18 protein-coding genes and 1 pseudogene are annotated in these 21,777 nt (G+C 65.5%); 13 read left to right on the top strand and 6 right to left on the bottom strand.

Annotated elements, in window-relative coordinates:
- Positions 1-690 carry a class I SAM-dependent methyltransferase gene (locus J4G43_RS39290; RefSeq protein WP_208088217.1) on the top strand — a complete coding sequence of 230 codons (690 nt, stop codon included), beginning with the start codon at positions 1-3 and terminating at the stop codon, positions 688-690.
- A gap of 237 nt (positions 691-927) precedes the next feature.
- Positions 928-1,587 (top strand): hypothetical protein, encoded by a 660-nt coding sequence (locus J4G43_RS39285; protein ID WP_208088216.1) that lies wholly within the window; start codon positions 928-930, stop codon positions 1,585-1,587.
- 376 nt (positions 1,588-1,963) lie between these two features.
- On the opposite strand, the gene J4G43_RS39280 is transcribed toward J4G43_RS39285, so the two are convergent.
- Positions 1,964-3,628, bottom strand: a complete 1,665-nt coding sequence (locus J4G43_RS39280; RefSeq protein ID WP_208088215.1) for an aminotransferase class III-fold pyridoxal phosphate-dependent enzyme — start codon at positions 3,626-3,628, stop codon at positions 1,964-1,966.
- A 35-nt stretch (positions 3,629-3,663) separates the two neighbouring features.
- On the opposite strand from J4G43_RS39280, the gene asd reads away from it, so the two are divergent.
- Together asd and J4G43_RS39270 are read left to right on the top strand one after the other, a co-directional pair.
- On the top strand, positions 3,664-4,527 hold the full coding sequence (gene asd / locus J4G43_RS39275) for an archaetidylserine decarboxylase (RefSeq protein ID WP_039153070.1): 864 nt from the start codon (positions 3,664-3,666) through the stop codon (positions 4,525-4,527).
- Positions 4,528-4,594: 67 nt separating this feature from the next.
- The gene (locus tag J4G43_RS39270; protein ID WP_208088214.1) at positions 4,595-5,158 is read left to right on the top strand and encodes an NUDIX hydrolase; all 564 of its coding nucleotides are present in this window, start codon (positions 4,595-4,597) and stop codon (positions 5,156-5,158) included.
- 303 nt (positions 5,159-5,461) lie between these two features.
- Here the strand turns inward: J4G43_RS39270 and J4G43_RS39265 are convergent, their stop codons facing one another.
- A complete protein-coding gene (locus J4G43_RS39265; protein WP_208089535.1) occupies positions 5,462-6,925 on the bottom strand; it encodes a FecR domain-containing protein in 1,464 nt (487 codons plus the stop codon).
- Positions 6,926-7,239: 314 nt separating this feature from the next.
- The gene (locus J4G43_RS39260; protein WP_208088213.1) at positions 7,240-8,001 is read right to left on the bottom strand and encodes a DUF2147 domain-containing protein; all 762 of its coding nucleotides are present in this window, start codon (positions 7,999-8,001) and stop codon (positions 7,240-7,242) included.
- A gap of 191 nt (positions 8,002-8,192) precedes the next feature.
- On the opposite strand from J4G43_RS39260, the gene J4G43_RS39255 reads away from it, so the two are divergent.
- The 4 genes from J4G43_RS39255 (at position 8,193) to J4G43_RS39240 (ending at position 11,695) form a co-directional block, all read left to right on the top strand.
- Positions 8,193-9,077, top strand: coding sequence for a DUF2147 domain-containing protein (locus J4G43_RS39255; RefSeq protein ID WP_208088212.1), 885 nt, complete (start codon positions 8,193-8,195; stop codon positions 9,075-9,077).
- Between the two features lie 149 nt (positions 9,078-9,226).
- Positions 9,227-9,559, top strand: coding sequence for a hypothetical protein (locus J4G43_RS39250; RefSeq protein WP_208088211.1), 333 nt, complete (start codon positions 9,227-9,229; stop codon positions 9,557-9,559).
- A 341-nt stretch (positions 9,560-9,900) separates the two neighbouring features.
- Positions 9,901-11,106 (top strand): extensin-like domain-containing protein, encoded by a 1,206-nt coding sequence (locus tag J4G43_RS39245; RefSeq protein WP_208088210.1) that lies wholly within the window; start codon positions 9,901-9,903, stop codon positions 11,104-11,106.
- A gap of 1 nt (position 11,107) precedes the next feature.
- Positions 11,108-11,695 carry a histidine phosphatase family protein gene (locus J4G43_RS39240; protein ID WP_208088209.1) on the top strand — a complete coding sequence of 196 codons (588 nt, stop codon included), beginning with the start codon at positions 11,108-11,110 and terminating at the stop codon, positions 11,693-11,695.
- A 16-nt stretch (positions 11,696-11,711) separates the two neighbouring features.
- Here the strand turns inward: J4G43_RS39240 and J4G43_RS39235 are convergent, their stop codons facing one another.
- Both J4G43_RS39235 and J4G43_RS39230 read right to left on the bottom strand, forming a co-directional pair.
- Positions 11,712-12,047 (bottom strand): DUF6665 family protein, encoded by a 336-nt coding sequence (locus tag J4G43_RS39235; protein ID WP_208088208.1) that lies wholly within the window; start codon positions 12,045-12,047, stop codon positions 11,712-11,714.
- A 54-nt stretch (positions 12,048-12,101) separates the two neighbouring features.
- Positions 12,102-12,737 carry a TetR/AcrR family transcriptional regulator gene (locus tag J4G43_RS39230; protein ID WP_208088207.1) on the bottom strand — a complete coding sequence of 212 codons (636 nt, stop codon included), beginning with the start codon at positions 12,735-12,737 and terminating at the stop codon, positions 12,102-12,104.
- Positions 12,738-12,936: 199 nt separating this feature from the next.
- On the opposite strand from J4G43_RS39230, the gene J4G43_RS39225 reads away from it, so the two are divergent.
- The 5 genes and pseudogenes from J4G43_RS39225 (at position 12,937) to J4G43_RS39205 (ending at position 20,980) form a co-directional block, all read left to right on the top strand.
- Positions 12,937-14,247 carry an HlyD family secretion protein gene (locus tag J4G43_RS39225; RefSeq protein ID WP_208088206.1) on the top strand — a complete coding sequence of 437 codons (1,311 nt, stop codon included), beginning with the start codon at positions 12,937-12,939 and terminating at the stop codon, positions 14,245-14,247.
- 29 nt (positions 14,248-14,276) lie between these two features.
- Positions 14,277-15,860, top strand: coding sequence for a DHA2 family efflux MFS transporter permease subunit (locus J4G43_RS39220; protein ID WP_208088205.1), 1,584 nt, complete (start codon positions 14,277-14,279; stop codon positions 15,858-15,860).
- A gap of 487 nt (positions 15,861-16,347) precedes the next feature.
- Positions 16,348-18,145: pseudogene (locus tag J4G43_RS39215) on the top strand (ABC transporter ATP-binding protein).
- A 57-nt stretch (positions 18,146-18,202) separates the two neighbouring features.
- On the top strand, positions 18,203-19,609 hold the full coding sequence (locus J4G43_RS39210; RefSeq protein ID WP_208088204.1) for an MATE family efflux transporter: 1,407 nt from the start codon (positions 18,203-18,205) through the stop codon (positions 19,607-19,609).
- A gap of 90 nt (positions 19,610-19,699) precedes the next feature.
- Positions 19,700-20,980, top strand: coding sequence for an O-antigen ligase family protein (locus tag J4G43_RS39205; RefSeq protein WP_208088203.1), 1,281 nt, complete (start codon positions 19,700-19,702; stop codon positions 20,978-20,980).
- Here J4G43_RS39205 and J4G43_RS39200 read toward each other — a convergent pair.
- The gene (locus J4G43_RS39200) at positions 20,977-21,720 is read right to left on the bottom strand and encodes a sulfite exporter TauE/SafE family protein (protein WP_208088202.1); all 744 of its coding nucleotides are present in this window, start codon (positions 21,718-21,720) and stop codon (positions 20,977-20,979) included. The genes J4G43_RS39205 and J4G43_RS39200 overlap by 4 nt on opposite strands.
- Between the last annotated feature and the right edge of the window lie 57 nt (positions 21,721-21,777).

The raw sequence follows: 21,777 nt of genomic DNA, 5'->3' as shown, positions 1-21,777 counted from the left end.
ATGGCTAAGATCATGAACCTTGACGGCACCCAGCAGCTCGACCTCACCCGTGGCACGGTCGAGCAGGCCTATGACCGCTGGGCGCCCGTCTACGATCTCGTGTTCGGCGGCGTGTTCGCCAAGGGCCGGCAGGCCGCGATCGCGGCCACCAACAAGATCGGGGGCCGCGTGCTCGAGGTCGGCGTCGGCACCGGCATCTCGCTGCCGCTCTACGCGCCGCATCTGCGCATCTTCGGCACCGACATTTCGGAAGCGATGCTCGACAAGGCGCGCCAGCGGGTCAGCGAGTGCAAGCTGAAGAACGTCGAGGGCCTCGCGGTGATGGACGCCGAGAAGCTCGAATTCCCCGACAATTCCTTCGACGTGGTGATGGCGCAATATGTCGTCACCGCCGTACCGAACCCGGAGAAGGCGCTCGACGAATTCGCGCGCGTGCTGCGCCCCGGCGGCGAGCTGATCATCCTGACCCGCGTCAGCGCCGACACCGGCATGCGCCGCTTCATCGAGCAGAGGCTCCAGCCGGTGGTGCGCCCGCTCGGCTTCCGGACCGCCGAGTTCGCCTGGTCGCGTTATACGAAGTGGCTGGCCGGTGCCAACGGCATCGAGCTCGCCGAGCGCCGCCTGATTCCGCCGCTCGGCCATTTCTCGCTGGTGCGCTTCCGCAAGGTCGACGTCGCCAAGGCGGCCTGACCGTCACTCCTCATGGTGAGGAGGCGCGTAAGCGCCGTCTCGAACCATGAAGGCCCGGCTGATGCAGCTCGGCCTTCATCCTTCGAGACGCGCGTTCCGCGCTCCTCAGGATGAGGGGAGAGAGTAACCCGTGCGTCATCGCGCCGCTGCACATCGTCACATGACAAAATGATGATGTCACACGGCCTACATCGAATCCCTGTAAATCCAGAACCCGAAAGCATTTTGGGGGAGAGCATGATCAAGAATTATCTCGAGCAGCTGCGGATCCAGCGCTGGGACGACCATCGCTACTATCACCACAGCCGCATCAATCAGAGCCTGCACTTCGTCAGCGCGCTGAGCTTTCTCTTCGCCTACGTCTGGCTGTTCGTCGATCCCATGATCTCGGCGCTGGTCGGCTGGCTGGTCTCGATGACCTCGCGCCAGGCCGGTCACTTCTTCTTCGAGCCGCACGATTACGACCATATCAACCAGGCGACGCACGAGTACAAGGAAGACATCAAGGTCGGGTACAACCTTCAGCGCAAGGTGGTGCTGATGGCGATCTGGGCGGCCTCGCCGCTGGTGTTGTTCGTCGATCCGACGCTGTTCGGCCTGTTCACGCCCTGGGCGAGCGCGACCGATTTCATGCGGCAGGTCGCCAAGATCTGGCTGGTGATCGGCGGCGGCGGTCTTCTGTTCCGCACCGTGCACCTGTTCTTCATCCGCGACGTCGAGACCGGTCTCGTCTGGATGACCAAGATCCTGACCGATCCCTTCCACGACCTGATGCTCTATCGTAGCGCGCCGCTCGCCCTGATGCGCGGCGAGCTGATGGACCCCGGTCTGCACCTCAACCCCGAGCACACGCTGGGCCTCATCTCCGAGCCCACGCTCGAAGAGCAGCACGCCTGAGCGCGCTGTTCTCACACAACACTCCGATGTCTGATGGTTGCGTCATGCCCGGCCTCGTGCCGGGCATCCACGTCTTGGGGATACCTTTAAAGTGACTCAGCGGAGACCAGCGCTCTCTTCACCTCGCCCCGCTTGCGGGGAGAGGTCGGATTTGCGCGTAGCGCAAAGCCGGGTGAGGGGGGCTCTCCGCGGGAGGACTGCTTCCGGATCGTTCGCTAATTCTCACCGCGCGCGCGGAGAGTCCCCCTCACCCCGACCCTCTCAGCGCGAGCGTAGCTCGTCGCGGCCCCGCATCCGCCTTCGCCAAGGCTTCGGCGGACAAGGGCGGGGCGAGGGAGAAGGGCAGGCGGTGTTCGTGGCGAAGGGTGGAAGAGCCTCAGCGCCCAAAACGCTTGGCCAGCATCTCTTTCAAAATCTGCCGCTTGATATTCTTGTTGGTGAGCACGCCGTCGTGCCACCAGAAGCCGTCGGCCTTCATCTTCTCGGCCGCCCGGACGAAGCGCTCGGCGACCTCGGTGAAATCGGCGTCGGTGTAGTTCAGGCTGAAGATCAGCCGTCCGGTGCCGACCCAACTCAGCGACAGGCCTTCGGCGCGCAGGTAATATTGCAGCATCCAGTTGTAGCGGGACGGGGTGGTGTATTTCACCGTCCAGATCGACGAGAAGTTGGCGAACCGCACCGGCAGGTCGGCGTCGGTCATCATTTGGTTGAGCTTTTGCGCGCGGCCGTTCCAGGTAGTGTCCAGCCCATCATAGATGGCACGGAAGTTCGGGCTGGCGAGCCGGCTCAAGAACTCGTCCATCGCCGTCATGACGTAGGGGTGCGAGTTGAAGGTGCCGCGGGCGAAGCAGATGTCGGCGGGGCGATCGTCGCGGAAGCGGCGCATCAATTCCTTCTTGCCGCAAACGACGCCGACCGGCAGGCCGCCGGCGAGGCTCTTGCCGTAGGTCACCATGTCGGCCTTGACGCCAAAGTACTCCTGGGCGCCGCCGGCTGCGAGTCGGAAGCCGACGAAGACCTCGTCGAAGATCAGCGCGATGCCGCGCTCGGTGCAGACTTCGCGCAGCTTCTTCAGCCACTCGGTATACGCCGCGCGGTCAAAGTTGCCGCCGCGGGAGGAATCGACCAGCGAGGAATCGCCGGGCGCGTTGCCGTTCGGATGCAGGCCCTGCAACGGATTGACCAGCACGCAGGCGATGTCCTTGCGCGTGCGCAGCACGTGCAATGTCTTCTCGGACATCTCGGCGAGGGTGTAGGTCTCGTGCGCGGGAATCGGATTGCCGACGCCGGGCTGCACGTCGCCCCACCAGCCGTGATAGGCGCCGGCGAAACGAACGAGATGCGTCCGCTTGGTGTGGTAGCGCGCAAGCCGCACCGCCTGCATGACGGCCTCGGTGCCGGACATGTGGAACGAGACCTCGTCGAGGCCCGAGATCTGGCAGAGCCGTTGCACGTTCTCGAGGATAACGGGATGGTAGGGGCCGAGCACCGGACCGAGCGCGTGCGCCCGCTTCTCCGAGCCCTCGATGCACTCCTTGTAGAAGTCGTTGCCGAAGATGTTGACGCCGTAGGACCCGGTGAGGTCGTAGGAGGTGTTGCCGTCGACATCCGTGACGGTGACGCCGCTGGACGATTCCAGGAAGGTCGAGGTGCCCAGATGCTCGCGGACGAGGCGCGAGAACTGGAACGGCACGCGGTAGGTCTCGGTGAAGTGCAGGTCGGAGATCTTTTCCGCCGCTTCCTTCGTCATCGCGCGGCCCTTGGGGTAGCGCTCGGCGTAAAGGCTGGCGAGGCGGAAGAAGGCGTCCTTGCGCTGCTTCACCACGTTATCAGGCGCGCCGTCGCAGCCGAAATACTTGTCACCTTCGAACTCGTAGAACGGGAGCAGCTTGGCCACCCGGCGCGACATCTTGGAGTGTCCGGCGAGCGACCGGTGCTTGGCGCGGGAGAGTTCGATCCGCGCCTTGAGCTTCGGGAAGGCGGCGGCAGCGGACGCTGCGGCGGCCACGGAAAATGAGAGAATCGGGAGTGTCGTTTCCATGACAACAAGCGCTAATACTGCGAGCTGACAGATTCATGACAGTCAAAGCCCTCATCGCCTCTTTCACCCAGCAGGAAGACCTCAACTTCCTGTTGACCAACCGCATCCCCCGCGCGGCCCTGACCCGCTTCATGGGCCGGTTCTCCAAGATCGAGAACCCGCTCGTCAGGGACTTCTCGATCGCGCTGTGGAAGCTGTTTTCCGACCTCGATCTGTCGGAGGCGCGCAAGACCCACTTCAAGAGCCTGCACGACTGCTTCACCCGGGAGCTCAAGCCCGGGCTGCGCCCCTTCGATCCCGACCCTTCCATTGTCGCCAGCCCCTCGGACGGCATCGTTGGCGCCCATGGCCGGATCGCCGACACCGAGCTGTTCCAGGTCAAGGGTGCGCCCTATTCGCTGCTCGACCTGCTCGGCGACTCCGCTCTCGTGGATCAACATCGCAACGGCTCCTTCGTCACGCTGCGGTTGACCTCGAGCATGTATCATCGCTTCCATGCACCTTTTGACGCGCATATCGAACGCGTCACGCTGATCCATGGCGACGTCTGGAACGTCAACCCGATCGCGCTGAAGAGGGTCGAGCGCCTGTTCTGCAAGAACGAGCGCGCGGTGATCCGCACGCATTTGTCGACCGGCGAAGCCGTGACGCTGGTGCCGGTCGCCGCGATCCTGGTCGCGAGCATCCGCCTGCACTTCCTCGACATGGTGCTGAACGCGCAGACCCGCGGGCCGGTCAATTTCCCCTGCGACGTCAACGTGACCAAGGGCGAGGAGCTCGGCTGGTTCGAGCACGGCTCCACCATCATCATCCTGGCGCCCGGTGATTTCAACTTCTGCGACGGCATTGGCGAGGGCACCCGCATTCGCGCAGGTCAAGCGCTGTTGAAGAAGAACTAGCCTTCAATCCGCCGCGTCGGCAGCCTATATCGTCGGCGGGCCGATTGGATCGACACGGAATCTTGTGATGGCGCGGGCGCCGGTGATGGCGGCGGGTGGTATTGTGCTGCGGCGTGGCGCGCCGCCGCTGGTTGCGGTCGTGCGCCAGCGCAAGCGGAACGAATGGGTTTTGCCCAAGGGCAAGCTCGACGACGGCGAGACGCCGAAGGAAGCCGCGCACCGCGAAGTGCTGGAAGAGACCGGCCACAATGTGGCCATCCACGAATTCCTCGGCACGCTCGTCTACCAGTCGGGAGGGCGCTCCAAGGTCGTGCATTTCTGGCGCATGGAGGCCGAGGGCGGTCCCGTTCGCAAGCTGATGAACGACATCAAGGCGGTCGACTGGCTGACGCTGGAGGATGCGCTCGCGCGCCTGTCGCGCGAATATGAGCGAGCATTCCTGGTACAGGTCGGTCCGATCGCGCTTGCAGCGGCAGGACTGGCGCCTGTGCCGGTGCCCGAGCCGGCGCCAGCAACCGACGACATCGATGTAGCTTTGCAACCCCTGACACCAGCTGAAGCCGCCTCAGTCGACGAACTGCGTCATGGCCTGTTGCAGAAGGTGAAGGCCTGGCTGCGCGGCGAAGCGTGAGTTGTCTTCACGCTGCTCTGCTCGCGAGTTTGGAAACATCCGCGAGCTAGCAAGTTTGTGGGAGCCCTAGTTCCCTCCAAGTCGTCATTGCGAGCGCAGCGAAGCAATCCAGAGTCCCTCAGCGGAAAGATTCTGGATTGCTTCGCTTCGCTCGCAATGATGGAGGAGAGGGCCGCCCACTCGACGTCGGCCCTCATGGTGAGGAGCGCGCACCGCGCGCGTCTCGAACCATGCGGCCCGACTGTGGCCTCGCCCTTCGAGATGCTTGCTTCGCAAGCTCCTCAGGGTGAGGGGAGGCACCGTTCACCGCCGCTCTTTCTTCTCCTTCGGAGCCGGCGACGGTCTGCGCGGTGCTGCGGGACGTTGCGCGGCGGGGAGGCGCTGCTGGAATCCGCCCTGGCGCTGGATGCCGCCTGGCTGCTGAGCCGCAGGCGGCTGGCCCGGCTGCAATCCGGTGCGCGGCGTTTGCGGCTGCGGCGCCGTGCCCGGCTGCGACGGTACGACTCCGCCGGGCTGCGCCGGGGTCTGTCCGTTTCGCTGCGGCTGCGTCTGCAGCGCGCCGCCGGGCTGCGTGCCTTGTCCAGTGCGCGGCGCACCTGCCGGCTGTCCCGCACCTTGCTGCTGACCTGGTTGCTGCTGGCCCTGTGGTTGCTGGCCTCGCTGCTGCTGCCCCTGGCCCGCGCGCGGCGCGCCCGGCTGCACGGCGCCGCCTTGTCCTTGCCGCTGCGGCGGCTGCGCGCCCTGGCGGCCTGGCGTGCCCGGCTGCTGCTGACCTGGACGGTTGTTCTGGCCAGGCTGGCCGTTCGGGCGCTGCGGCTGCTGGCCGGGCGCTGTCGTCGGTCGCAATTGCTGCTGCTGTGGTGGCTGGCTCGGCCGTGGAATGCGGCTGATCGCGGCCGGATTGGCGCGGCGGAAGTCGCGCTGCTCGGTGACGATCTGCCGGCCCGTGGTCTGCGCCAGATGCACCTGGCTGACGAAGCCGCGGTCGCGCGCGATCTGCTGCGGAGCGATCGTGATCGGCACGGCGGCAAAGCGCATACCGCCTGTGCCTCCGGCGCCCGGGCGGATCGCAAAACCGCTTGCGGCCTGCGTCAGCGCGCCGAGTCGCGTGCCGCTGGTGCGGTCGTTGACCTCGATGTGGCCGACCCGGCCGTCGGCGTCGGGATAGAGCTTGATGTTGACGTTGTTCGCAGCACTGGCCGCCGCGCCTTCGGGAACGTCGACGACGCCGGTGGTGCCGCGAATGCCGAGCGTTGCGGTCGGCGTCGCGATCTTCATGTCGCCGGTCTTCGCCACGGCTGCCGCGACGAAGGCAACGGTGCCCTTGCCGATGTCGAAGATCGCCGAATTTTGCTTGCCGCCGTCCTCATAGACGTAATTGTCGATGGTGATCTTCGCGCTGGCGGAGAGGTTGAACGTGGTGGCGTCGTTGAAGGTGATGCCGAGCGAGGAGTTCGACGAGGTCTGCACGACGTCGTTGAGATAGATGTCGTCGCGCACGCGCAGCGGATACGAGTTCCTGTCGCGGACCACGGTCGCGATCCCCGTCACGGTCGCGACGTTGCCGATGGGCTCGACGGCGGCGGGTTGCGCGTCCGTGGCGGGCGCAGGTGAAGCCGACGGCGTCGGGGAGGGGGCGGGATTTGGCTGCGCCTGGGGCTGGGCCTGCGCAAGCTCGATTGCATCGGATGCGAGCGCCACGCTCGCGCCGGCCAGCGGCAACGCCAGCAACGGAAGCGCAAAGACGAAGCGGCGCCAAGCCACCATTGATGTCACGAGGAAGTCCCGGTGAGAACGCGAGGCGAGATCGGCCGATATCAGCTGGGGTTAGCTGAATGGTGGATGAACATGTGTCGCATGGACGGGGCGAACGTTCAAACGACCTGCGATACGAGCGAATGAGCTCGGCCCTCTCTACTGCGTCATGGCCGGGCTTGTCCCGGCCATCCACGTCTTAACGCGCGCTACCGAGAACGTGGATGCCCGGGCCTTCGCCTCGCCGAAGCGGCTTTGGCCGCGCAGGCGGGACAAGCCCGGGCATGACGATCATTGTGCACCTGTCGAGGATGACACCTCCGGTGTCAGCTGACGCGCTTCCAGGTCTGGCCGCCGCAGAACATGCCGCCGAAGGCACAGCCCTGCACGCGCATCGCATTCGGGCCCTTCATCGCGATCGTGGAGTCGTAGTTGCGGCCGGAGTCGGGATCGTGGATGCGGCCGCTCCACTTCGCGCCGTCGGGCTTCATGTTGATCAGGATGCGCTCGTTGGACTTCACGGCGTAACCGCAGAGATTGGCGCCGCACTGTTCGACGCGGACATTGCCCTTGTTCTCTTCGGTCGCCCAGACGCCGATCGGCGTATTGGCGGCTTGCACGGGCGCGGCAGCAACCGGCGCCGGAGCGGCGACGGGAGCTGCGACGGGCGCGGTCTGCGCGGTGTTGTCGTAGCCGGCGGCCGGAGCGGCAGCAACCGTCGTGGCGGGAGCCGCGGGGGCGGCGACAGCTGGCGCGGCCGGCGCGGTCGCCTGCACCGGCGCCTGTTGCACGGGCTGCTGCTGCACCGGAGCCGGCGCCGGCTGCGCGGTCGTCGTGGACGGAGCTGGCGTGGTGTCGTCGTCGTCCTTGGAGCCGCCGAGGCCCTTGAGGTTGATGTTGTTCAGCTTGATCGGCTTGTCCGACAGGCCCGGTGCGACGATCGTCACGCAATCGAGCGAGGCGCAGTTGCGCGGCGTCTCGATGCGGATGTGCTGGCCTTCGATCTGGAACGCAATCGAGTTGCCGGCATGCGCGGCGGCGGTCGAGGCGAGGAAGAGCGCGGTGGCGGCGATGGTGAGCTTGTTCATGGCAACCTCTGAAAATTGTGCCGGTCTGAACTGGTGTCGCTGGTGGATGAAGCGTGGTTCGACCCTACGCCGGGGCCTGTCCCGACTTCTGTGATGGACGTCACAACGGACCGCGTCGGCTGGGTGAGGCAGCGCACATTCAGCGGCAAGTCAGCCCGCGTAACCTCGTCGCGACACAGAGGGAGGCGCCGATGAAGCGGCTTGCGACTTCGCTTGGCACATTGATCGCTTTGGTGGCGATGGCGTCTTCAGCCCAAGCCGGTTCCTACGCCGGTTCCTACACCTTCTCGATCGGCGGCCACCGGTTTCATGTCGAGGCGCCGCGGACTTGCCGGGCTGCTTCCTGCGTGTCGGTTTCATCCAATCGCAGCCTCCGGCCGAGGAACGATGTCGACACCACACCTGCTCCGCCGCCGCTCGCGGTCGCGCCGCAGCAACCGGCTTGTCCGGTAGCTCCGGTCAGGCCGGCGCCAGCGGCCGTCGTCGTGGCACCGCCCGCGCCGCCCGCCCCCGTCATGGCCGCGACCACATCGCAGCCTGTCGTCCTGCCGCCGCCGCCAAGACTCGAGGCGCCGAGCCCCAATCCGCCGAGAGTTGAGCTGCCGCGCATGGATCCGCCGAATGCCGTCCTGCTCGATCGGCCGCGTGTGGAGGCGACAGCCGTCGCTCCGAGGCCCGAGATCAACGAGACTTCATCGATCGCACAGCGCAGCGATGACGAGCCGGCATACTCGCCGCTCGGCGAATGGGAGAGCGCAGGCGCGAAGGGCACGGTTCGCATCGAACGCTGCGGCGCCGCGCTGTGCGGCTATGCGCTGACCGAAGCCTCGAGCCGGGGCGAAAGCGTGCTCGTCAACATGAAGCCGAAAACGCACAACGCCTGGACCGGCAGCATCTACAGCCGTTCCAGCGGCAGCACCTATTATGGGACGATGACGCTGACGGCTTCCGGCAGGCTTCGCGTCGAAGCCTGCGCGCTCGGCCATTTCTGGTGCTCCGGCAACGACTGGACGCACGTCGAGGAGCGGCAGCAGAAGGTGATCACGACATCACGGCAGTGGGGGGCAAGGTCGTAGTCTTTCGCGGGCAGGCGTGCTGCTTACCCTCTCCCGCAAGGGGAGAAGGAAAAGAAAGATCCCCTGTCCAATTTGTAATCGTCCCGCACCGAACCTGCATCTCGCTTGCACGCGACCGATGGCTGACGACGCATGCAAGGAGAGCCAACATGAAACGTCTCGGCCTCATCGCCGCGCTGCTGATCGGCAGCGCGATCCCGGCCCACGCCGACACCGACATCTGGAACAACGTGCTGAAGCAGCAGCGCGGCGACGATGCGCTGCATGTCGACAGCGCGTTCTGCGACGCGCAACTCGGCGCGCCGCAGAACGGCACGGTGACCTCAGCGCAATACAAGCGCTGCATGCGCACGCGGGGCTGGCGCTTCAGTCATACGGTTCGCGAGAAGGACGACGGCTATCCCGATCCCGATAATCCCGGTCTGGTCTGTCACGACTTCAAGATCGGCGGCGTCACGGGATCGTCCTGCTCGAATTTCTGAGCACGGCAAAACGCACGGCGGCCGGATGATCCGGCGCCGTCGGGCAAGCCCGTGATGCGGTCGGTGATGTCTCTAGATCATGCCGAGCACGATGGCGCCGACAAAGGCCATGGCGAGGCACGCGGTGATAACGCTCAGTCTCCCGGCGAACGTCATAAGGTCGCTCCCGCTGCTGTCCCCCGTGCGAGCGCATCATGGTTAACAGAGAGTCTCTCTCCGAAAAAGTCAGCCTTGCTTCCGCTGCTGTCTGGCGGCGTACGCGCGTGCGCGCCGGTATGGTTAAAGAACACTGAAATCAACACGTTGAAGAGTCTTTAAGTAAATTCACCGAACGTGCGTGCATGACGCGCGGAGTTCGTTTGTATCTCGTCGGCTCCATCGTCCTTGTTTCGCTTGCGGGTTGCGGACGCGGCTTTTTCCAGGCCGAACGCGAACCGTGGCGGGCCGAGGCCGAAGCCGCATGCCTGAAATCGGGCGCGGTGAAAGAGGGGCCGGATCTCGTCCGCATCGAGCCGATCTCGGGCCCCGGCATGTGCGGCGCCGAGTTCCCGTTGAAGGTCGCCGCCATCGGCGAAGCCTCGGGCAGCTATGGCTTTGCCGACGAGGAACTGCGTCCGCCGGGGAGTGTCGGCGGCCAGCCGCGATGGCCGGTGACGCAGCCGCGATCGAACGCTCCGCAGAACCAGAACTATCCGTCATCCTCCTATCCGCAGCGGTCGAACTATCCCGAGAGCGCGGTGCGCCAGCCCTCCGGCTATGGCAACGCGCCCGGCCCGATGTCGCTGAGTGCGCCCGGCGTGGCACAGCAAGAGGACGAGATCGACTTGCCGCCCGAGGGCACCGATGCCGCGGGCGCCGCACGCTACATGAATGCGCCGAGCTATCCGGCGCGGCCGGCGCCGTACTCGCAGGCGCCCGCGCAGCAACCTTTGCCGCGTCTTGGTCCGGCGCAGGGCAATCCCGTCATCGCCGTCGGCCCCGTCGCGATCAAGCCGACTGCGACGCTCGCCTGCCCGATCGTGTCCGAGCTCGATCGCTGGCTCGCCGACACCGTGCAGCCATCGGCGATGCGCTGGTTCGGCGCCCGCGTCGTCGAGATCAAGCAGATCTCCGCCTATTCCTGCCGTGGCATGAACGGCAACTCGCACGCCCACATTTCCGAGCACGCCTTCGGCAACGCGCTCGACATCGCCGCCTTCGTGCTCGCCGACGGTCGCCGCGTCACCGTGAAGGACGGCTGGCGCGGCATGCCGGAAGAGCAGGGGTTCCTGCGCGACGTGCAGTCGGGCGCGTGCGCGCATTTCACCACGGTGCTCGCGCCGGGCTCGAACGTCTATCACTACGATCATATCCATGTGGATCTGATGCGCCGCGCCAGCCGCCGCCTGATCTGCCAGCCCGCCGCCGTCTCGGGCGACGAGGTCGCCGGCCGCGCCCAGCAGCGCAACCCTTACGCCGGTCGGCGTGATCCCTATGTCACGGGCTCGCTCGGAACGCGCAAGAGCGCGACGCGCAAACAGGAAGAGGACGAGTACGCCGACGAGTAAGATGCCCGCCGATATCGTCCGCTATCTCACCCATCCGCAGGTTCAAATCGATCCCGCGGTACCCGTGCCGCAATGGGGCCTCAGCCCGGTCGGTCTTGCGCGCACCGAAGCGCTGGCGAATGCGGGCTGGCTCGCGAGCACCACGCAGATCGTCTCGAGCGCCGAGCGCAAGGCGATCGAGACCGCGGAGATCATCGCAGGCCGCCTCGGCCTCATGATCGAGATCCGCGAGGCCATGCATGAGAACGACCGTTCAGCGACCGGCTTCCTGAAACCGGCCGAGTTCGAGGAGGTCGCCGACCAGTTTTTCGCGCAGCCACATCTCAGCGTCCGCGGCTGGGAGCGCGCCGTCGATGCGCAGGCGCGCATCGTGCGCGAGACCGAGGCGGTGCTATCCCGCAATCGCCCGGGCGACGTTCTCTTCGTTGGCCACGGTGCCGTCGGCACGCTGCTGTTCTGTCACCAAGCCGGTCATGCCATCGATCGCGTTCACGATCAGGCGGCCGGCGGCGGCAATTGCTTCGCATTCACCCGGGACGGGCGCCGCGTCCTGCATGGGTGGCGCAAGATGGAAGAGATCGAGACCTAGCTCGGGTGCCGGACAGTCATTTCGCTGCCGGCTTCGACGGTGCGGGGACCAGCCCCATGCACCGCTGCACCTCGCCCGGGACGTTGTAGGTCCGCATGATATGGCGGCTGTCGCGCAAGCCGGACGCCTCACGTTGCACCACGAACATCCAGAGCGCCTGGCCGGCTTCCAGCACCAGCTTGCGCCGCGCCGCTTGCATTGAGGCCGGCGCCTCCGCGTGCGCGACGTCGAATTCGCGCAAGCGCGCAAGACTCTGTTCGAGTGCACTGCCCATCCGTCCAAGCGCTGAGGCCTGTTCCTGGACGATCTCGTAATGGAGGATATCGACGGGCGGGCGAAGATCACGGGACATGGCGCTTAGTATAATGCCGCGGCAGCGGGCTGCGCAACGCGTGGCCCGCCGCTGCTACTTCGCCCGGTACGCCGCCAGAAACATCCGCGTCGCGCTGTCGACGACCTCGGTCATGCGCTCTTCCGACGGCGCAGGCGCGGCCTGGAAAACGAACGGCAGGAAGAGCGAGGCCTTGCACAGCTCCATGAACTGCGACGCCGCCAGATCGCAATCGTCGATCTTGAGATCGTCGGAGGCGACATGGAATTTAAGATATTCGGAGAGCCGGTTGATGGTCTTGTCCAGCACGCGCAGATAATAGCGGCGGCCGACATCGGGCATGCGCTCGGCGATCGCCATCACGGTGCGGATCGCCGAACCGCCGCCGGGCCGGCACAGCAGATGGATATAGGCCCGGCCAAAATCCTTCAGCGTGGTCTCGGCATCGCGCGCGGGATCGAAATTGAAAACGACCTGGCCGTGCTGGAGCGCCTCCTGCTCGAGGATCGCTTCGAACAGCGCGCATTTGTCGGCGAAGTAGACGTAGAGCGTGCCCTTGGAGACCTGCGCCGCGCGCGCGATCTCGCCCATGCTGGCGCCGTCGAAACCGAGATCCATGAACACCTTGCGGGCTCCGTCCAGGATCTGGCGGCGCTTGGAGCTGTCCTCCTCCTGGACGACGTGGAGATTTTCGCGGCCGGCTACAACCATTGGTTCAGCGTCTCGGAAGGTTTCTGGATCGGGCCCGACCCATGAAACCCAAATAAAGGATTCGGGCCAGTAGGGTCCTGCCCGGGAATATTATCTATGTTGACCGAACCGTTCGGTCAATGATATTTGGGATGGGCGAGAGGGAACCGGCCGCAGGACGGCCGTCCCTGGTCGCTGCTTTTTTGTTGGGGAGGCCTTTATGGCCGTATCGAGAGACCAGGCTGCGCGTGTCCTTCGCCAGGAAGCGGTGGAGACGACGCCGGGGCAGGCCGGCAGTGAAGCTGCGACCGAGAAATCCGTCGCCCTTGCCGAACAGTTGCGCTCTCATGTGGCCGAGGAAACCAAGCGCCGCACCAATGAGGCGCCGGAGACGCCCGTGACCGACAAGCCGGCTGCACCTGCTGCCGCCGACGCGCCGAAGCCCGGCAAGCGCAAATTCGTCCTGATGGGTGTTGGCCTCGTGCTGGCGCTCGCGGCCGCGAGCTATGCCGGCTACTACACGCTGGTCGGCCGCTTCTACGTCGCCACCGACGACGCCTATGTCCGCGCCAACAACACCATGCTGGGCGCGCGCGTTGCTGGCCACATCTCTTCGATCCTCGCCGGCGACAACACGACCGTGCGCGCCGGCGACGTCGTCTTCCGCATCGATGACGGCGACTACAAGATCGCGGTCGATGCCGCCGCGACCAGGATCGCGACCCAGCAGGCCACCATCGATCGCATCGGCCGCCAGATTGCAGCGCTCGACAGCCAGGTTGCACAGGCCAAGGCGCAGCTCGTCTCGGCCGAGGCGGGCCTCAAGCGCGCCGATCTCGATTATGAGCGCCAGCAGGCGCTGAGCAGCAAGGGCTTTGCTTCGCGCGCCACGTTCGAAAGCTCGGAAGCCGGACGCGACCAGGGCGCCGCCGCGGTCAAGGCCGCCCAGGCCGCCTACGACGTCGCGGTCAGCAATGTCGACGTCACCAAGGCGCAGCAGGCCGAAGCGCAGGCGCAGCTCGCCGAGCTCAAGACCTCGCTCGCCAAGGCCGAGCGCGATCTCGCCTTCACCGCGGTGCGCGCGCCGGTCGACGGCACGTTCTCGAACCGCCTGGTCAGCGCCGGCGACTTCGTCGCGGTCGGCCAGCGCCTCGGCAACATCGTGCCACTCGACGACGTCTATATCGACGCCAATTTCAAGGAAACCCAGCTCAAGCGCATCCGTCCCGGCCAGCCGGTGACGATCAAGGTCGATGCCTACGGCATGCGCAAGTTCTCCGGGATCGTCGACAGCATCGCGGCGGGCTCCGGCTCGGTGTTCACGCTGCTGCCGCCCGACAACGCCACCGGCAACTTCACCAAGATCGTGCAGCGCGTGCCGGTCCGCATCCGCGTGCCGAAATCGGTGGCGAAGCAGAACCTGCTCCGCGCCGGCATGTCGGTCTATGCGACCGTCGACACCAACAAGGGCGCGGCCGACGCCGACAGCGAGATCGATCTCGACGATCCCACCGCGATCCACCCGCAGTAGCCACAAATCGAGCGCTGCGAGGTCAGACCATGGCCAACGCCACCACCGCTTCACCCGCCATGATGGCGAACCCCGCCTCGGAGCGCATCGCGCCGAAGCGGCTGTTCGCCTTCATCATCATGGTGTTCGGGATGTTCATGTCGATCCTGGACATCCAGATCGTCTCGGCGTCCCTCAGTGAAATCCAGGCCGGCCTGTCGGCAAGCTCCAGCGAGGTCGCCTGGGTCCAGACCGCCTATCTGATCGCCGAGGTGATCGCGATCCCGCTGTCGGGCTTTTTGTCGCGCGCTTTCGGCACGCGGCTGCTGTTCGCGATCTCGGCCGCGGGCTTCACGGCCTCGAGCCTGCTCTGCGGCTTCGCCACCACGATCGAGGAGATGATCCTCTGGCGTGCCCTTCAGGGCTTTTTGGGCGCCGGCATGATCCCGACCGTGTTCGCCTCGGCCTATACAGTATTCCCGCGCTCCAAATTCCACATCGTCGGTCCCATCATCGGGCTTGTTGCGACCCTGGCTCCCACGATCGGCCCGACGGTCGGCGGCTACATCACCGATCTGATGTCGTGGAACTGGCTGTTCTTCATCAACGTCGTGCCCGGCATCGGCATTACCCTGGGCGTGCTGGCGCTGGTCGATTTCGACGAGCCGCATTTCGAGCTGCTCGACCGCTTCGACTGGTGGGGCCTGCTCTTCATGGCCGGCTTCCTCGGCACGCTGGAATACGTGCTGGAGGAAGGTCCGCAACATGAGTGGATGCAGGACACGTCCGTTGCGATCTGCGCCTGGATCTGCGCGATCTCGGCGATCGCCTTCTTCTGGCGCGTCTTCACCGCGGCCGAACCGATCGTCAATTTGCGCACCTTCTCCAACTGCAATTTCGCGGTCGGCTGCGTCCTGCAGTTCTGCATCGGCATCGGCCTCTACGGCCTGACCTACATCTATCCGCGCTACCTCGCCGAAGTGCGCGGCTACAGCGCGCTGATGATCGGCGAGACCATGTTCGTCTCGGGCATCACCATGTTCCTGGTCGCGCCGCTGGTCGGCCGTCTCATGGTGAAGGTCGACATGCGCTACATGATCGCGTTCGGCCTCATCGTGTTCGCGATCGGCTCCTACCAGATGACCTGGATCACGCGCGACTACGATTTCTACGAGCTGCTGGTGCCGCAGATCCTGCGCGGCATCGGCATGATGTTCGCGATGGTGCCGACCAACAACATCGCGCTCGGAACGCTGGCGCCCGACAGGGTGAAGAACGCCTCCGGCCTGTTCAACCTGATGCGCAATCTCGGCGGCGCGGTCGGCCTTGCCGTCATCAACACCGTGCTCAACAACCGCACCGATTTGCACATCACCCGCCTTCAGGAGCGGGTGACCTGGGGCAATGCGACCGCGACCGAAACCCTGACCATGTTCATGCAGAAATTCCAGGGGCTCGGCGATTCCACGCTGATGGCGATGAAGCAGCTCAGCCAGATCGTGCACCGCCAGGCCGTGGTGATGAGCTTTGGCGACGCCTTCTTCGCGCTGACGCTGTTTTATCTCGGCCTCAGCCTGCTGGTCACGCTGCTGAGCAAACCGGCCTCGATGACCGGTGGCGGCGACGCGCACTAGCGCGCCACAATCGGTGTCATCGCCCGACTTGATCGGGCGATCCAGTACGCCGAGACGGCGCGGCTAGAACCGAGAAGCCGCGGAGTACTGGATGCCCCGCCTTCGCGGGGCATGACGGCGGAGATGGAGGGGGCGGCGGCTCCACTTAGGCGACCCGCACCAAATTGCAACACTCGCGTGTGATCTTGCGGGAGCCCCGTTGCAAATCAGCCGTGACACATCTATAAAGCGCACCTCATTCAATCGAGCCAGGGAGAGATTTGCATGATTTCGTCGCACTCGCAGATCGTACGCCCGCGTTCGATGTTCTGGTTCGGTATGTCGGCGGCCTGTTAGAGGCCCCTCCGCCAGATTCGATCGGGTCACGAGTCCCGATCTCTCCACTTCCCAAGTCAAAATCAGTTGTGAGTGACGCCGGTCAGCCCTCCGTGGCGGACTTGCGTCCGTCGATGGAGCCGGCCCGCGCCGAAAGCGGCCGGATAATGTCATGACCTCTCTCTCAAAAAGGCCCGCGGCCATACGCGTGGTGCTGCCCTTCGTATTCCGGCACTGGCTGAAGCAGCCCGGACGCGGCCTGATCGTGGCCGGCGGCCTGCTGGGCGCAACCATCGCCGATCTGTTCATGCCGGTATTCTCCGGACATCTGGTCGATGCGCTGACGCGCGGCTCGTCCGATCCCGACGCGCGCCGCGCGGCGCTGGTTGCGTTCGGCGCCATCGTGGCGCTCGGTGCGGCGTCCGTGGTGCTGAGGTTGATCGGTCTCCAGGCAATCGTCCCGTTCACGCTCAAGATCATGTCGGATGTCGCCCAGGAGGCTTTCACGCGCGTGCAGCGCTTCTCGACCGACTGGCGCCAACTCCTTTGCCGGCTCCACGGTGCGCAAGGTCACCCGCGGCATGTGGGCGCTCGACCTGCTCAACGACACCATCCTGATGGCGTTGGCGCCGTCTCTGCTGGTGTTGATCGGCTCCATGGTCCTGATCGGCCTGCACTGGACGTCGCTCGGCGCGGTGATCGCGGTGGGCGCGCTTTTCTACGTCGCCATCACCGTGCTGTTCTCGACGCGCTACATCGCGCCGTCCGCGCGCGTCTCCAACGCCTGGGACACCAAGGTCGGCGGTACGCTGGCGGACGCGCTGACCTGCAACGCCGTGGTGAAATCCTTCGGCGCCGAAGCGCGCGAGGATACGCGGCTCGCCCGCGTCATCAACCGCTGGCGCGTGCGCGTGCGGCGGACCTGGTTTCGCTACAACTACACGGCCATGGCGCAGCTCTCGCTGCTGCTATGCCTGCGTGCGTCCGTGATCGGCGGCGCGGTGCTGCTGTGGATGTCCGGGCACGCCTCGCCCGGCGACGTCACCTATGTGCTGACGAGCTATTACGTCATCCACGCCTATCTGCGCGACGTCGGCATGCACATCAACAACCTCCAGCGCTCGGTCAACGACATGGACGAATTGGTGGCGATCCATGGCGAGCCGATCGGGATTGCCGATGCGGCCAGTGCGCGACCGATCGCGATCGAGGCCGGCGAGATCGTGTTCGACGACGTCACGTTCCACTATGGCGGCCACCGCGCGCCACTGTATGACGGATTGTCGGTCACGATCCGCGCCGGCGAGCGCGTCGGCCTGGTCGGCCGCTCCGGCTCCGGCAAGACGACCTTCGTCAAGCTGGTGCAGCGGCTCTACGACGTCTCCGGTGGTCGCGTGCTGATCGACGGGCAGGACATCGCGCACGCTACGCAGCAATCGTTGCGCAGCCAGATCGCGATCGTGCAGCAGGAGCCGATCCTGTTCCACCGCACGCTTGCGGAGAACATCGCCTATGGCCGGCCCGGTGCCAGCCTGGAGGCGATCGAGCATGCGGCGCGGCTGGCGAATGCGCACGACTTCATCCTGCGCCTGCCGAAGGGCTACGGCACGCTGGTTGGCGAGCGCGGCGTGAAGCTGTCGGGCGGCGAGCGGCAGCGCGTGGCGCTGGCGCGCGCCTTCCTGGCGGATGCGCCGGTGCTGATCCTGGACGAGGCGACCTCGAGCCTCGATTCGGAATCCGAGGCGCTGATCCAGCAGGCGATGGAGCGGCTGATGAAGGGCCGGACCTCGATCGTGATCGCACACCGGCTGTCGACGGTGCGCAGTCTCGATCGGATCCTGGTGTTCGACCGCGGCGAGATCGTCGAGCAAGGTACCCACGCCGTGCTCGCGGGCAAGCCCGGCGGCATCTATCGCGGTCTGTTCGAGCGCCAGGTGGTGGAGCTCGGGCGCATCGCTGCGGCGGAATGAGAGGCGCGCGGCGGCGGGACGCAAGTCCCGCGGTCACGCCGTTAAGGATGGAATGAGATGAAGGACCTGACGCGCGGCTCCATCGTGAGCCACATCCTGAGCATGGCGCCTCCGATCGTGGTCGGAATGATCACGATCATGATCTGTCAGCTCGTCGATCTGTATTTCGTCTCGGGTCTGGGCGAGGCGGCGATCGCCGGCGTCGCGGCGGCCGGCAATGCGGGCTTTCTGGTCAATGCGCTGATGCAGGTGCTCGGCGTCGGCACGGTTGCGCTGATGGCGCACGCCGTGGGGCGGAAAGACCGCGACGACGCCAATCTGGTCTTCAACCAGTCGGTCGTCCTGTCGGTGCTGTTCGGGATCCTGACATTGGTCGCGGGCTTCGCGCTGTCGCGCCCCTACATGCGCGCGGTTGCAGCCGACGAAGCTACGGTCGAAGCCGGTACCGTTTATCTGCTCTGGTTCATGCCGGCGCTGGCGCTGCAATTCGCCACGCAAGTGATGGCGTCCGCATTGCGGGCGACCGGCATCGTGCGGCCGAGCATGCTGGTGCAGGCGCTGGCCGTGATCATCAACATCGCGCTGGCGCCGGTGCTGATCACGGGCTGGGGCACCGGACATGCGCTCGGTGTGGCCGGTGCCGGCCTTGCCAGCTCGATCGCCGTCTTCGTCGGCGTGCTGATGCTGCTCGGCTATTTCCTCAAGCTGGAGCGCTACGTCGCGTTTCACCCCGAGCAATGGCGGCCGCAGCTGCGGCAGTGGAAGAGAATCCTCAATGTCGGCCTGCCCGCCGGCGGGGAATTTGCGATGATCTTCATCATCATGGCCGTGGGCTATTACGTGCTGAGCATTTTTGGCCCGGCGGCGCAGGCGGGGTTTGGCATCGGGACGCGTCTCCTCGGGCTGATCCAGATGCCGGCGCTCGCCATCGCCCTCGCAGCAGGGCCCATCGCCGGCCAGAATTTCGGCGCCGGCAATGGAGCACGTGTGCGGGAGACCTTTGTCAAGGCGTCGCTTATCGCGACCGCCGTGATGATTGTCTTCATGATCCTCGCGCAGTTCGCGCCCGGTCTGTTGCTTGCCGGCTTCTCGAGGGATCAGGAGACGATGGGGGTTGCGTCGCTGTTCCTGCGCCTCGTCTCGCTCAACATGGTGGCGCAGGGGCTGATCTTTACCTGCTCCAGTATGTTTCAGGGGCTTGGCAACACCAAGCCGGTGTTGTGGACCTCGGCGACGCGGGTTCTCACCTATTCCCTGCCGTCGATCTGGCTCTCGACGTGGCCGGGCTTCCGGATGGAGCACGTCTGGTATTTGTCGATCGCGACGACCACGCTACAGGCCGCCCTGAGCGTGTGGCTGTTGCTCCGGGAGTTCAGAAAACGCCTTGCGCTGCCGGCACAGGAGAAGGTCGCGAAGCCGGCAAATTCCGAGCCGGTTGTGCCTCCGATGCGCGAGCCCGCGTAGCAGATCGAACGGACGCGCGCTTGTCGCCCACCCACGGCTCCGGCTAGTTTGCCGCGCCGTGGGTGGGCCGCGAATCTGCAAGGGATAGGAATGACCGAGGTGTTGAACGAGCGGGGACGAGCGTCCTGGCTCTCCGCGATCTGGGCGGCGCGCTACCGCACACCGGCCCGCTTCGTTGCGCTGGTCGCGTTGCTGCTGCCCTGGAGCACCACCGGCGTGACTTTTGCTCTCGTGCCGTGGCTGATCGCCTTTGCTTTCATCGACCTTCGCGAGCTCCCGCGCTCGCTGCTGCGCCCGATCTGCCTGCTGCCGATCGCGCTGTTCGTGCTGGCACTCGTCGGCACGCTCTGGTCGGTTGCGCCCTGGGCCGAGCGGCTGCACGCGCTCGGGCCGCCGGCAAAACTGCTGGTGATCCCGCTGCTGATCTACCAGTTCGAGCGCTGGCCCTACGGCAAATGGGTTTTTGCGGCGTTCCTGGTCTCCTGCACGCTGCTCATGCTGTACTCCTTCACTGTTGCGATCGATCCCAGGCTCTCGCTGAAGCTCTATCTGTCGCGCGGGTCCTACCAGGTCGAGAGCGGGATCGCCGTGCGCAACTATATCGACCAGAGCCAGGAATTCGCGCTCTGTGCGATCGCGCTGGTCTACCCGATCGTGACGCTTGTCCAGCAGGGCCGCGTTCGGATCGCGGCGTTGTTCGCCGTATTGGCGCTCGGCTTCCTCGCCAACATGATGTTCGTCGTGGTCTCGCGCACGGCGCTGGTGACGCTGCCGGTCCTGCTCGTGGTGTTTGCACTGCTGCATCTGCGCTGGCGGGCGGCGCTCGTCGCCGGCGCTGCGACGGCGTTGATCCCCGTAGCGCTCTGGGCCGTCTCGCCGCATCTGCGCGCGACCGTCGGCAAGTTTCAGAGCGATTATGAAAGGAGCCTGGAGGCCGACAATAATTCGATCAGCGGCATGGGCTCGCGCCTCGAATACTGGCGGAAGTCCCTGAGGTTTATCGCCGACGCGCCGCTGATCGGCCACGGCACCGGCTCGATCCGCGGTCTGTTCGCCGGCGTGGCCGCCAATCCGCACGACGACCCGCTGCGCGGCGAGATCGTCAGCAACCCGCACAATCAGACCCTCAGCAACGCCGTGCAATGGGGCATCGTCGGCGTGCTGGTCCTCTACGCGCTGTGGATCGCGCACCTCTTTATGTTTCGCGGCGAGGGACTGGCCTGCTGGATCGGCATGCTGGTCGTGGTGCAGAACATGCTGTCCTCACTGCTCAACACGCATCTGTTCGATTTCACCTCGGGCTGGATCTACGTGCTCGGTGTCGGCGTCGCCGGCGGCATGGCGCTCGCGGCGAAGAGGACGCGCACCTAGAGCGCGGCAATACTGTTCCAGACGAGGGTCAGGCCCGACAGGAACAACAGGCCGAGCACGACGTCGCCAAAATGCTTGTCGTTGAGTGCGTGATAGACGCGGGCGCCGGCCCACGCGCCGATCAGCGTGCCCGGGAAGGCGACCAGCGCGAGCCAGACCACCTTGAATTCGACGAGGCCCGACGCCGTCTGCAACACCAGCGCGGTCGCGAGCACGGTGAAATTGAAGAGCTGGAAGATGCCGCGCCGCTCGTGCTTGTTCCAGCCGCGGATATTGGCCCAGAGGATCGGCAGCGGCCCGGACAATCCGGCGAGGCCGCCGAGAATGCCGCCGGCAAAGCCGATCGCGCCGTCGGCAATGCGGCCACCGAACGTCACGGCGAGGGGCCTCTTGTTGAGATAGAGAGCGGTCGAAAAGATCAGGATCAGCACGCCGACGCTCAGCTTGAACACTTTTGGAGCGGCGGAGGCGATCAGCATGGTGCCGAGCGGCACGCCGATCAGGCCCCCGATCAGGAACGGCCAGACCAGCGACAGGTCAAAACTCTTCCACATCGACGGCAGCGTAGAGGTCTGCGCGATCACCGAGCAGATCAGCACCAGCGGCACCGCGAGCGAGGGCGGCAGGACGTAGAGCCAGATGCCGAGCGCCATCAGCGCGGTCCCGAAGCCGGCCAGTCCCGAGACGAAGCCGCCGGCCAGCGCGCCGAACAGCAGCAGCGCATAAGTGAGCGTTTCCAACAGATTGTCCTTGTCGCAACGGACGATCCCGAACTGTTGATCGCCAACGCCCGCATA

This window comes from Bradyrhizobium barranii subsp. barranii (assembly GCF_017565645.3).
Classification (GTDB): Bacteria; Pseudomonadota; Alphaproteobacteria; order Rhizobiales; family Xanthobacteraceae; genus Bradyrhizobium; species Bradyrhizobium barranii.
Note: the sequence above shows the minus strand (reverse complement) of the source record. Positions and strands in the feature narration are given on the sequence as shown.